The organism is Pleionea mediterranea, assembly GCF_003148745.1.
Classification (GTDB): Bacteria; Pseudomonadota; Gammaproteobacteria; order Enterobacterales; family Kangiellaceae; genus Pleionea; species Pleionea mediterranea.
Map to the genome: position 1 here is coordinate 208521 of NZ_QGGU01000007.1, position 13338 is coordinate 221858.

Below are 13338 nucleotides of genomic sequence, written 5' to 3' on the forward strand. Positions count from 1 at the left end.
TTATTCTCCTGTTATTTATAAATCCTAACTGTTTACAAATTCCACCATTCGTTTTAACGGCTTCATCGCTTTGACGGCAACATCTTTATCTACTTCAATGTCGACGCCTTCACGTTCAAACACCGTCGATAAATTCTCAAGTATATTCATCTTCATCCAGGGACAATGGGCGCAACTTTTACAGGTTGCCCCTTCCCCTGCTGTCGGCGCAATAATTAATTCTTTATCTGGCGCTGCCTGCTGCATTTTATAGAAAATACCTTTATCAGTGGCAACAATTATTTTTGTTTCTGGCAGAGTTTGAGCCGCTTTAATCAACTGCGAAGTAGAGCCAACCACATCGGCCAGTTCAATAACACTTTCTGGTGATTCAGGATGAACCAGCACTGCCGCATCAGGATGCATTGCTTTTAGTTGATCGAGCGCTTTAAATTTAAACTCATCATGCACGATACAGTGCCCTTGCCACAAAATCATATCCGCACCAGTTTTGTTTTGGATATATCGACCTAAATGACGATCCGGTCCCCAGATAATCTTTTCGCCTTTGGCATCCAGATGATCAATTACATCAAGCGCAATCGAGCTGGTTATCACCCAGTCAGCGCGAGCTTTAACCGCAGCCGAGGTATTGGCGTAAACAACGACCGTTCTATCCGGGTGTTGATCACAAAACTCGGAGAAGGCATCTGCCGGACACCCCAGATCCAGCGAACAGGTTGCTTCCAATGTCGGCATGACGACACGCTTTTCAGGGCTAAGTATTTTTGCGGTTTCCCCCATAAACTTAACACCGGCGATAATTAGAGTTTGTGCCTCGTGCCGGGCACCAAACTTGGCCATTTCTAACGAGTCGCCGACAAAACCACCGGTTGCTTCAGCCATCGCCTGAATTTCAGGATCAGTATAATAATGGGCAATCAACACAGCATTATGCTGTTCCAGCTGATGCTTTATCTTATCCTGATAACGCTGCTTTTCAGGCTCGCTCAAAACTTTCGGTGGTTTTGGGAGAGGTATATCGATTTCAATTTGAGGTGCAGTAACGCTCATACAACAGGGTCCGAGTTTCATTGAATCCCTATATTATACCGACCTATTCACCGATTTTTGAACCAAAATAAAAAACCCCGCGTTATAGCGGGGTTTGAACGGCCGGTTGAGCCGTTATAAGCACACAGAGGTGTGTAATATTTCAGTTCTATTGAATAAAGTTAACCGTAGAGGCCACTCCCAACTTCTGACCTTGCTTCACGCCAACCGCCTAACCACTGTTCCCGGTGTTCTAGTACACTGTACGGGCAAATTTCTTTCGACTTGCCTCCAAGCCCGGCTTGATAGCCACGAGAATGAGCTCTTTCCAGACGATCGCGCTTTTGTCTTTTCATAGATAGGCTTCCCCTCTTCTATTGTTGGTCATATTTTGGAAAACAGACTGTACATGTTCAGACTGGCATCTCCGGCAGAAGAATATTCTCTACAGAAAATATCCTCTACCAGAAAATGGTGCGGATGTAAGGGCTATGACAAATGTTCTTAAAAGACAGGCTCGTTCTTCCCATTAATTAAGAGGCACTGACTAAACCTTACATCCACATATAGTATGAACTTAGAAGGTATTGACCGGTCCTTCCAATAAAAATTCGCTATAAATGATTCACAAGAGGATTTTGCAGTGCCTGAAACACAGAGGATAACTCAGCATTTACTCACTAACTAGTAACCAATAATCAGGGACTTACGTACCAAAAACATTGATTTTTAGTCCCGTTTAAATCAATCCACTCTAAACCTATAAAAATCACAACTAAAATGGCTAATATTCAGATAATTTATGTTAATTCAATTACCTACATCCTATTAAGTTGCTTATAACAACAAAATTCTCTGCGGTATAAATTTTTTTGCCATCATCTATTACTCATTGCATCGCAGCATAACCTTTACGTTAACGTAAAGGTTATAGTATTATAAATACCATGAACGATGAATCGCACGACAAAACATACAGCATTAGCGACCTTGCCAATGAATTTAACACGACGACTCGTGCCATTCGTCATTATGAAGAGTACGGATTGATTCTGCCGCAACGCAAAGGCACCTACCGTGTTTACTCCCATAAGAACAGAACCCGCTTACAACTAATTTTACGCGGTAAGCGGATCGGCTTTTCACTGGCAGAAATAAAGGAAATCATTGATTTGTATCAATTTCCTCATGGTGAAGATAAGCAAACAGAGTTTCTACTTTCAAAAATTGAGCTAAGAAAACAGCAACTGAAGCAACAGGCGGAAGATATCAACTCTATGTTGAGAGAAATTGATGATCTTGAACAAAAAATCAGCCAGCAAAAGAACAAATGACTCTATCTTCTATGCCCTTTTACAACGTACGACGCTTTAGTTATGCACAAATTTAATCGACAGAGGTAAGCAGCATGTTCCCCAGTTTGAATTTTGACCTCGGTGACACCGCCGATATGATTCGTGAAACCGTTAAAGGCTTCACCGACAAAGAAATAGCGCCAATAGCCACTCAGATAGACGAAGTTAATGAATTTCCAAATGAGTTATGGCCAAAGTTTGGCGAGCTGGGCTTATTAGGAATGACTGTTGAAGAAGAATTCGGTGGTTCTGGCCTTGGCTACCTTGAGCACGTTGTCGCCATGGAAGAAATATCCAGAGGCTCTGCCTCCATTGGCCTGTCTTATGGTGCTCACTCCAATCTGTGTTTGAATCAGCTGCGCAAAAATGGCAGTGCCGAACAAAAGGCCAAATACTTGCCCAAACTTTGCAGCGGCGAGCACATAGGCGCCCTGGCCATGAGTGAAGCTGGCTCAGGTTCCGATGTTGTCAGCATGCGATTAAAAGCAGAAAAACAGGGTGATCACTTTGTTCTAAATGGCAACAAAATGTGGATCACCAATGGTCCAGATGCCGATGTACTCATTGTTTACGCTAAAACAGATGCCAATGCCGGCTCAAAGGGCATTACGGCTTTTATTATTGAAAAAGACTTTGCCGGATTTTCAACCGCTCAAAAGCTCGACAAGCTAGGAATGCGCGGCTCCAATACCTGCGAACTGGTGTTTGAAGACTGTAAAGTGCCTGCAGAAAATATTTTAGGTGAATTAAATCAGGGCGTTAAAGTTCTGATGAGTGGTCTTGATTTTGAACGACTGGTACTGGCTGCCGGTCCTTTAGGGATTATGCAGGCCTGTATGGATAATGTGGTGCCCTACATTCATGAACGAAAACAGTTTGGCCAATCCATAGGTGAATTCCAATTGGTACAAGGTAAAATTGCCGATATGTACACAACATTGAACGCTTGTCGTGCCTACGTTTATACCGTAGCCAAAGCCTGTGATCGCGGTGAAACCACTCGTAAAGACGCAGCTGGTGTTATTTTGTACGCTGCAGAAAAAGCCACTCAAATGGCTCTCGATGCCATCCAGTTGCTGGGTGGTAACGGCTATATCAACGAATACCCTACAGGCCGATTACTAAGAGATGCTAAGCTGTATGAAATTGGTGCCGGCACCTCTGAAATCAGACGCATGTTGATTGGCCGCGAATTGTTTAAAGAAACGTCATAAATCAACTTAATGTTAAAATTCAATCATCGTCAGCCGACAACAGTTCAAGTCGGCTGCAGCTTGAAGCAAACACAATTTACTTAACCCACTAAAGTCCGATTTGCTGCAGTGCATGACACTGTTATCTTAGCGGTTATACAAATTAGTGGCGATACAAACTTTATTATTTTAAACACATGACCCAGAAGCTGGTTTACATCAACAGCTTTCTGGAAACTGAAAAAAGGATAGACACGATGACTGCTACCGACCCGATTGTTTTAGTTGGAATTGCTCGCACCCCTATGGGTGGTTTTATGGGCGCCTTATCCGATGTTAAATCTCCTGAATTGGGCGCCAATGCCATTGCTGCAGCGGTAAGCCGTGCAGGACTGAAACCCGATGATGTTCAAGAAGTCATTATGGGTTGTGTACTGCCCGCCGGTGTTGGTCAGGCACCTGCGCGTCAAGCTTCTATTGGCGCAGGCTTACCAAAATCTGTAGGCTGCACCACGGTGAATAAAGTCTGCGGTTCCGGTATGAAAACCATTATGCTGGCACATGATCTATTGTCAGCGGGTACCAATGAAATTATGGTTGCTGGTGGTATGGAAAGTATGACCAATGCGCCTTATATGTTAGACAGAGCTCGCACCGGTTATCGTTTTGGTCATGGCAAAGTGCTCGACCATATGGCATTTGACGGCCTCGAAGACGCTTATGAAGGTCAGGCCATGGGTGTATACGCAGAAGACACGGTTGAAAAATACGGCTTCACTCGTGAACAGCAAGATGAGTTTGCCATCACGTCATTAAAACGAGCCCAAAAAGCCATCGAAGATGGTGCTTTTAAAAATGAAATCTCCGCTGTCACCATTAAAACACGTAAAGGTGACGTCACCGTTGATACTGATGAGCAACCGCAAAAAGCACGCCTGGATAAAATTCCTCAGCTTCGCCCTGCTTTCCGTAAAGACGGCACGGTAACCGCGGCAAACGCCAGCTCTATTTCAGATGGCGCCGCTGCGGTCGTTATGATGCGTCAATCTGAGGCTGAAAAACGCGGCCTTACGCCACTAGCAAAAATTGTTGGCCACGCCACACATGCACGCACTCCGGCAGAATTTACCACGGCGCCTGTTGGTGCCATGCAGTCTTTATTTGAAAAAACAGGTTGGTCAACCAGTGACGTTGATTTATTTGAAATCAACGAAGCTTTTGCGGTTGTCACCATGGCTGCAATGAAAGAGTTAGAGCTGGATCACGATAAAGTTAATGTCCATGGCGGTGCTTGCGCACTCGGTCATCCAATTGGCTGCTCAGGTACCCGCATTGTTGTTACTTTGATCGAAGCACTGAAGTATCACAATAAAAAGCGCGGTGTTGCCTCACTGTGTATTGGTGGTGGTGAAGCCACTGCAATGGCGATAGAGCTGCTTTAATCGTTACTATTTACTTTAAGATTCGATCAACCACTGGCATGGATTTGCATATAACAAGCCATGCCAGTGATCCAACTAGATAGACAGGTTAATACTTATGATTCTTTCTGAAGAACAAAACATGATCCGTGATGCTGCTCGTCAGTATGTTCAGGAATGCATCAAACCCGAAGCCATGAAATGGGATCAGGAAAAAATATTTCCCGAAGAAGCATTAAAAGGTTTAGCGGAGCTTGGCTTTTACGGCATGTTAGTACCCGAGCAGTACGGCGGTTGCGATATTGGTTACACCTCGGCCGCATTAGTTCTTGAAGAAATCGCTGCCGGTGACGCCGCTTGCTCAACAGTCGTCAGTGTCACCAACTCGGTTGCCTGTATGCCTATTTATCAGTTTGGTAACGATCAACAAAAACAACAGTTTTTAACGCCACTGGCATCGGGCGAGCATTTGGGCGCTTTCTGTTTAACCGAACCTCACGCAGGCAGTGATGCTTCCGATCTAAAAACCAAAGCGGTGAAAGATGGCGACGAGTATGTATTAAATGGTGTTAAGCAATACATTACCTCTGGTAAAAATGCCAACACGGCCATTGTGTTTGCGGTGACCGATCCTTCCGCTGGTAAAAAAGGCATTAGCGCGTTTATTGTACCTACCGATACAAAAGGCTATATCGTTGCAAAAGTTGAAGATAAAATGGGTCAGCATGCTTCGGATACTTGCCAGATTATTTTTGAAGATTGTCGTATTCCTGCCAGCAATTTATTAGGTGAAGAAGGACAAGGTTATAAAATTGCACTTTCAAATCTTGAAGGTGGCCGTATTGGAATTGGCGCGCAATGTGTCGGTATTGCCAGATCTGCATTAGAAGCCGCCAGTGAGTTTGCCAAAGATCGTACTTCCTTTGGTAAACCAATCAACAAACATCAGGCGGTCGCATTTAAACTTGCAGAAATGGCAACACAAATAGAAGCAGCACGGCAATTAACCCTTCACGCAGCGCAATTAAAAGATCAAGGGTTACCCTGCTTAAAAGAAGCCTCCATGGCAAAGTTATTTGCATCAGAAATGGCGGAAAAAGTATGTTCCGATGCCATTCAAATTCACGGAGGCTATGGCTACCTGGCAGACTTCCCGGTTGAAAAATATTACCGCGATGTTCGTGTTTGCCAAATTTACGAAGGCACCAGTGAAGTACAGAAAATGGTGATTAGTCGTTCTATTGAAAACGAATAAACATTAAATATTAGTTAGACCCTAAAATAATCGGGCAGCGCATAAGTTTACTCACCTGCCCGCTTGACTGTTGAATAAAATTAAATTGGAATCGTCATGTCGGTTATAAAATCCAGCATTAATGCACGCAGTGAAGAGTTTAAATCCAATCACGATCATATGACCAAGTTAGTGGATGACTTGCGCGATAAAATGGCGGTCATTTCACAGGGTGGTGGAAAAGAAAGAAACGAAAAGCACATCAGTCGAGGCAAGTTACTACCACGTGATCGCGTTAGAAAATTACTCGACGTTGGCTCTCCTTTTTTAGAGCTTTCACAATTTGCCGCTTATGATATGTACGACAATCAGGTACCTTCAGCAGGTATCATTACCGGTATCGGTCGTGTTAACGGTGTTGAGTGTATGATTGTTGCGAACGATGCAACGGTTAAAGGTGGCACTTATTTTCCTGAAACCATAAAAAAGCATTTACGGGCGCAAGAAGTCGCCGAGCAAAATCATCTGCCCTGTATTTATCTGGTGGATTCAGGCGGCGCCAATTTACCGCAACAAGACTTAGTCTTTCCTGATAAAGAACACTTTGGTCGAATCTTTTTTAATCAAGCAAATATGTCTGCCAAAGGCATACCTCAAATTGCTGTAGTTATGGGCAGTTGTACTGCAGGTGGTGCTTATGTCCCCGCTATGGCTGACGAAAGTATTATTGTTAAAGAACAAGGCACTATTTTCCTCGGCGGCCCACCACTGGTTAAAGCGGCAACGGGTGAAGTGGTTTCAGCAGAAGATTTGGGTGGTGCCGATGTTCATTGTCGAAATTCAGGTGTTACCGATCACTACGCCAATGATGACGAACACGCCTTGAGTATTTGTCGTCGTGTGGTAGCCAACTTAAACCATAAGAAGCAATCACAGTGGCCAGTGACAAAACCTAAAGCTCCACAGTACCCAACTGAAGAACTTTATGGTGTGGTTCCAAAAGATACCCGAAAACCTTATGACATTCGCGAAATTATTGCACGGGTTGTCGATAATTCAGAACTCGATGAATTTAAACCCTTATACGGCAATACACTGATTTGTGGCTTTGCAAAAATATGGGGATACCCGGTGGGCATTATTGCCAACAATGGCATTTTATTCAGTGAGTCTGCATTAAAAGGCGCGCACTTTATTGAGCTTTGTACCCAGCGCAATATTCCTTTGGTATTTTTGCAAAACATTACCGGTTTTATGGTTGGGCAAAAATACGAAAACTCGGGTATCGCCAAAAACGGCGCCAAAATGGTAACCGCCGTTGCATGTGCAAAGGTACCTAAGTTTACCGTGATTGTTGGCGGCAGTTTTGGTGCTGGAAATTATGGCATGTGTGGTCGCGCCTACAGCCCCCGCTTTTTATGGATGTGGCCAAACGCCCGTATTTCTGTCATGGGTGGCGAACAAGCGGCCAATGTTTTAGCCCAAGTAAAACGTGATAATTTTGAACGAAAAAACATTGAGTGGTCGGCGGAAGAAGAAGCTAAATTTAAACAACCCATTGAACAACAATATGAAACACAGGGGCACCCCTACTACGCGTCGGCACGATTATGGGATGACGGTATTATTGATCCAGCCGACACCCGTATGGTGTTGGGCCTTGGTTTATCCATGTCGCTAAACGCGCCAAAAGAAGAAACCAAGTACGGTGTCTTCCGAATGTAGCGATATCTGAATAATCAACACTAAATGTTAGCCGCTAAATTTACGTTACTCATTTTAAAAGTAATGAATTTCAAAGAGAATCCGTATGAGCGAACAAAAAACATTATTACTGGAAGTTACCAAACAAGGTGCTGGTATCATCACCTTAAACCGACCCGATGTACACAATGCTTTTGACGATCAATTGATCAGCGACTTAACCAAAGCATTAAAAAAGCTGGAGTCACATAAATCAGTTCGGGTTGTGGTGTTAAAAGCCAATGGCAAAAGTTTTTCGGCTGGCGCTGATTTAAACTGGATGCGTCGAATGGCCGACTACAGCTGGTCAGAAAACTATCAGGATTCCCTTGCATTAGCGACGTTAATGCAAACCCTTTATCAACTTAAAAAACCAACCATTGGATTAGTACAAGGAGCTGCATTTGGCGGCGGTGTTGGTCTGGTAGCTTGTTGTGATATTGTCATTGCCAGCAGTAAAGCCAAGTTCTGTCTTTCGGAAGTTAAACTGGGTTTGATCCCGGCGGTAATCAGCCCTTACGTGATCAAAGCCATTGGGAAGCGCCAGGCTAATCGCTATTTTGTTACCGCTGAAATATTTAATGCAACCACTGCAAGCACGATTGGACTGGTACACGAAACCGTATCGCCCGATGAATTTGATGAATACAGTGAATCCATCATTAATACTACTTTGCAAAATGGTCCAAAAGCTATTCAAGCCGCCAAAGATCTTATTAACTTTATTGATAATCATCCCTTCGATGAAGAAGCTATTCGTGAAACAGCGCAAAAAATTTCCGATATTCGCGCATCAAGCGAAGGCAAAGAAGGTGTCTCTGCCTTTTTAGAAAAACGTCAACCAGACTGGTTAACCTCTCAGGAATCATAAGGCCCGGAATTTATTATGTTTGATAAAATACTGATTGCAAACCGAGGCGAAATCGCCTGTCGAGTGATAAAAACAGCGCAAAAAATGGGCATTAAAACCGTTGCGGTTTATTCTGATGCCGATAAAAATGCACGGCATACACAAATGGCCGACGAAGCCTGGCATATTGGTGCAGCCCCCGCCAAAGACAGCTATTTGAAAGGCGACAAAATATTAGAGGTTGCCAAACGATCCGGCGCCAAAGCGATTCATCCTGGTTATGGTTTTTTATCTGAAAATACTGGTTTTGCGACGGCTTGCGAAAAAAATAATATTGTTTTTATTGGCCCCCCTGCTTCGGCAATTGATGCGATGGGATCAAAAAGTGCCGCAAAAGACATTATGCAAAAAGCCAATGTTCCGTTAGTTCCAGGTTACCATGGCAACAACCAGGATCCTGAGTTTTTAAAGTCACAAGCCGATGACATGGGTTATCCAGTTTTGATTAAAGCCACCGCAGGTGGTGGTGGTAAGGGCATGCGTATTGTAGAAGCGTCAAATGACTTTATTGAGTCGCTGACTTCTTGCAAACGCGAAGCCATATCTTCTTTCGGTGACGATGAGGTTTTGGTTGAGAAATACTTAACCAAACCACGGCATGTTGAAATCCAGGTGTTTGCAGACAGCCATGGCAATGCCGTTCATTTATTTGAGCGCGACTGTTCTGTGCAACGTCGTCATCAAAAAGTAATCGAAGAAGCGCCTGCTCCGGGAATGACTGAGTCATTAAGAGATCAAATGGGCACCGTCGCCATTAATGCGGCAAAAGCCATTGGTTATGAAGGCGCAGGTACGGTTGAGTTTTTATTGGACGAAGACGGTTCATTTTACTTTATGGAAATGAACACCCGCTTACAGGTCGAACATCCGGTTACCGAAAAAATTACGGGGCAGGATCTTGTAGAATGGCAGTTACGGGTCGCCCATGGTGAAGCGTTGCCCTTGCAACAAGAGCAATTAACCATTCATGGTCATGCATTTGAAGCTCGTGTTTATGCAGAAGATCCCGATCAGGATTTTTTGCCATCCACCGGAACATTAAGTCATTTGCAAACACCAAAAACCAATACCCATGTGCGAATTGATACCGGCATTCGACAAGGCGATGAAGTTTCTGTTCACTACGATCCTATGATTGCCAAACTTATCGTCTGGGATAAAGACCGCGCCTCCGCTTTAGCAAGATTACGAGGTGCCCTCTCCGACTATCAAATTGTCGGCTTAAAAACCAACCTGGACTTTATGAGCCAACTAGCGTCGCACGATGGTTTTAATCAAGCCGATCTTGATACCAACTTTATTAACCGATATCAGGATGAATTATTTACCGCGAAACCTGCCATCAGTGACGATGTTTTATGCGTAGCAGCGCTTTACGTCATGCTGAAGCAAAAAGATTATGGCGAACGACATATAGCCGATGACTCGGATCCTTTTTCTCCCTGGGATAATGTGGACGGTTGGCGTTTAAACGAAGATAACTTCCACAAACTTACACTGATTGATACAGATTCCCAACTGGAAAACTCTGTCACGGTTCATTTTAGAAATGATTCTTTCTTAGTTGAGCTGGCCAACAGTGAACATTTTATTTCTGGTCAACTGGATAACACTTCAATGCAAGTGAATCTGGAAGGAATACAATTTAAAGTCACATTGGTTGATAACAATAATAGCATCACATTATTTATGCGCGGTGCAGAGTATCAACTGGAGCTAAAACAGGAAGGCTTGGCCACCAGTGATGCGGATGCTAATGCAAATCTTACGGCGCCTATGCCGGGAACCATCATTTCTGTACTTGTTGAAGCGGGTGAAAAAGTTGAGGCTGGCCAACCTATACTGGTGATGGAAGCCATGAAAATGGAACACACCATTAAAGCGCCTTCAGATGGCGTAATAACCGAATTACTGTACCAAACTGGTGATTTAGTTGAAGACGGCGCTGAACTGATTTTATTTGAAGCCGAGTAAGTATTATTTAAACTATTTAATAGTTTACTGACATTTATAATGACAGGAATAACCAATAAAGGTGAAAACTCAGTGACATCTACCGACAAGTATCCGACGTCAGTCAAAATAGTTGAAGTCGGCCCCAGAGATGGTTTGCAAAACGAAAAGCAAGTGGTGTTAACCGAAGACAAAATCGAGTTGATCAATCGATTAAGCAACACTGGCCTGTCGGTGGTTGAAGCCACCAGTTTTGTGTCACCCAAATGGGTTCCGCAAATGGCCGATAACAAAAATGTTTTAACCGGTATTGAGCGGAAAGATAATGTCAGCTATCCAGTATTGACACCCAATATGAAAGGCTTTGAAGCTGCTATCGACGCAGGTGCAAAAGAAGTCGCCATTTTTGGTGCCGCTTCAGAAAGCTTTTCCCAAAAAAATATCAATTGTTCCATCGACGAAAGTCTTGAGCGATTTCGCCCCATTATGCAAGCTGCAAAACAGAGCAATATTCGAGTTAGAGGTTATGTGTCATGTGTTTTGGGCTGCCCTTACGAAGGTGAAATTGCTGTCGAAAAAGTAGCCGAAGTCGCTAAGACCTTATTTGAGATGGGTTGTTACGAAATCTCATTAGGTGACACCATTGGCGTTGGTACACCATTAAAAGCTCAGGCCATGATCAAGGCTGTTGCAAAAGAAGTTCCTTTATCGGCATTAGCCGTTCATTTTCATGATACTTATGGTCAGGCGTTAAGCAATATACTGGCCTGCATACAATTAGGTGTAGCTACCGTCGATAGTTCTATTGCCGGACTCGGTGGTTGCCCTTATGCTAAAGGCGCATCAGGTAACGTAGCCACCGAAGATGTGGTATATATGCTTGATGGCATGGGCATAGAAACGGGTATCGACTTGCAACAACTGCTTAAAGCCGGGCGATTTATCTCAGAAAAACTGGGACGTTCACCCATGTCGAAAGTTGCTAATGCATTAAGCGAATAAATTATTATTTACAGTCTTAACAAAAAGACTCAACCAATTTAAATCTAACAAGTACAAGGAGCTAATATGGCCGGTTTTGACAAAGTGGTTGAAACCTATGAAGAAGCAATGGCTGGCCTTGAAAACGGCATGACCGTTATCGCCGGTGGCTTTGGATTATGTGGGATCCCTGAAGGGTTAATCGCCCAAATACAAAAAATGGGCACAAGTGATCTTACGTTTGTTTCCAATAACTGCGGTGTGGATGACTTTGGTCTGGGTTTACTGTTAAAAGGTAAGCAGATTAAAAAAATGGTGTCGTCTTACGTCGGTGAAAACGCTGAGTTTGAACGTCAATACCTGGCCGGAGAGCTTGAAGTTGAATTAACGCCTCAGGGTACACTGGCTGAAAAAATGCGAGCTGGCGGTGCTGGTATTCCAGCATTTTTCACAGCAACAGGCTACGGTACTCCTGTAGCCGAAGGCAAAGAAACCCGAGAGTTTGATGGCCGAGGCTATGTTTTAGAGCCATCCATTACCGGTGAGTTTGCCATTGTTCGGGCATGGAAAGCTGACAGATACGGCAACTGTATCTATCGCGATACAGCCATGAACTTTAATCCTATGGCGGCCACTGCCGGAAAAATTACCGTGGTGGAAGCCGAAGAAATCGTCGAGCCAGGTGAATTAAAACCCACAGAAATTCATACACCGGGCATTTATGTCAACCGAGTCATTCAGGGTTCGTTCGAAAAGCGAATTGAACGCCTGACACTGCGCAACCAATAAGGAGACGAATAATGGCTTTAACACGAGACCAAATCGCCATGCGTGTTGCGCGTGAAATGGAAGATGGCTTTTACGTAAATTTAGGCATTGGTATACCAACTCTGGTAGCGAATTATATTCCTGCCGAAAAACAGGTGATGTTGCAATCTGAAAACGGACTGCTGGGCATGGGGCCTTACCCCACCGAAAATCAAGTCGACGCAGACATGATCAATGCCGGCAAAGAAACCGTTACGGCGGTAACCGGCGCAGCCATTTTCAGTTCAGCGGAAAGTTTTGCCATGATCCGTGGCGGCCATGTTGACTTAACCGTACTGGGTGCTTTTGAAGTGGATCAGGAAGGCAATATTGCCAGTTACATGATCCCGGGCAAGCTGGTCAAAGGTATGGGCGGTGCCATGGACTTAGTGGCCGGAGCGCAAAACATAGTGGTTACCATGACCCATGCGGATAAACGCGGCAATTCCAAATTGCTTGAAAAATGTACCCTGCCATTAACGGGTGTCAATTGCATTAATAAGATTGTTACTGATCTGGCGGTCATTGAGATCAAAGATGGCGCATTTCATTTAATCGAACGAGCACCCGGTGTGTCGGTTGAAGAAATTGAGCAAAAAACAGCCGGAAAATTAGTTATAAATGGTGATATTCCCGAAATGACATTTTGAAACAATTTAACCATGTAAACCGAAGGGCAATCTGCTAGATTGCCCTTTTTTGTATGTTT

The 13338-nt window shown here is 43.9% G+C and carries 12 protein-coding genes; 10 read left to right on the plus strand and 2 right to left on the minus strand.

The genetic code is table 11. The annotated features are described in order from the left end of the window. Positions 1-24 precede the first annotated feature (24 nt). Complete coding sequence (gene nadA / locus C8D97_RS10965; RefSeq protein ID WP_109763817.1) at positions 25-1053, minus strand: quinolinate synthase NadA; 1029 nt, start codon at positions 1051-1053, stop codon at positions 25-27. A gap of 161 nt (positions 1054-1214) precedes the next feature. Then, the gene (gene rmf / locus C8D97_RS10970; RefSeq protein WP_109763818.1) at positions 1215-1388 is read right to left on the minus strand and encodes a ribosome modulation factor; all 174 of its coding nucleotides are present in this window, start codon (positions 1386-1388) and stop codon (positions 1215-1217) included. A gap of 591 nt (positions 1389-1979) precedes the next feature. Here rmf and C8D97_RS10975 point away from each other — a divergent pair. From C8D97_RS10975 to C8D97_RS11020, 10 genes are all read left to right on the plus strand, one after another. Next, positions 1980-2366 carry a MerR family transcriptional regulator gene (locus C8D97_RS10975; RefSeq protein ID WP_109763819.1) on the plus strand — a complete coding sequence of 129 codons (387 nt, stop codon included), beginning with the start codon at positions 1980-1982 and terminating at the stop codon, positions 2364-2366. A 74-nt stretch (positions 2367-2440) separates the two neighbouring features. Beyond that, the gene (locus C8D97_RS10980; protein ID WP_109763820.1) at positions 2441-3601 is read left to right on the plus strand and encodes an isovaleryl-CoA dehydrogenase; all 1161 of its coding nucleotides are present in this window, start codon (positions 2441-2443) and stop codon (positions 3599-3601) included. Between the two features lie 236 nt (positions 3602-3837). Beyond that, positions 3838-5022, plus strand: a complete 1185-nt coding sequence (locus tag C8D97_RS10985; protein ID WP_109763821.1) for an acetyl-CoA C-acyltransferase — start codon at positions 3838-3840, stop codon at positions 5020-5022. A 97-nt stretch (positions 5023-5119) separates the two neighbouring features. Continuing rightward, entirely contained in the window at positions 5120-6256 is a 1137-nt protein-coding gene (locus tag C8D97_RS10990) for an acyl-CoA dehydrogenase (protein ID WP_109763822.1), read from the plus strand. Positions 6257-6352: 96 nt separating this feature from the next. Continuing rightward, the gene (locus C8D97_RS10995; protein WP_109763823.1) at positions 6353-7960 is read left to right on the plus strand and encodes a carboxyl transferase domain-containing protein; all 1608 of its coding nucleotides are present in this window, start codon (positions 6353-6355) and stop codon (positions 7958-7960) included. Between the two features lie 85 nt (positions 7961-8045). Next, positions 8046-8849 carry an enoyl-CoA hydratase/isomerase family protein gene (locus tag C8D97_RS11000; RefSeq protein WP_109763824.1) on the plus strand — a complete coding sequence of 268 codons (804 nt, stop codon included), beginning with the start codon at positions 8046-8048 and terminating at the stop codon, positions 8847-8849. A gap of 15 nt (positions 8850-8864) precedes the next feature. Next, positions 8865-10862 carry an acetyl-CoA carboxylase biotin carboxylase subunit gene (locus C8D97_RS11005; RefSeq protein ID WP_109763825.1) on the plus strand — a complete coding sequence of 666 codons (1998 nt, stop codon included), beginning with the start codon at positions 8865-8867 and terminating at the stop codon, positions 10860-10862. Positions 10863-10901: 39 nt separating this feature from the next. Next, complete coding sequence (locus C8D97_RS11010; protein WP_109763826.1) at positions 10902-11843, plus strand: hydroxymethylglutaryl-CoA lyase; 942 nt, start codon at positions 10902-10904, stop codon at positions 11841-11843. A gap of 66 nt (positions 11844-11909) precedes the next feature. Continuing rightward, positions 11910-12611 (plus strand): CoA transferase subunit A, encoded by a 702-nt coding sequence (locus C8D97_RS11015; RefSeq protein ID WP_109763827.1) that lies wholly within the window; start codon positions 11910-11912, stop codon positions 12609-12611. A gap of 11 nt (positions 12612-12622) precedes the next feature. Then, complete coding sequence (locus C8D97_RS11020) at positions 12623-13279, plus strand: 3-oxoacid CoA-transferase subunit B (protein ID WP_109763828.1); 657 nt, start codon at positions 12623-12625, stop codon at positions 13277-13279. The last annotated feature ends 59 nt before the right edge of the window (positions 13280-13338 follow it).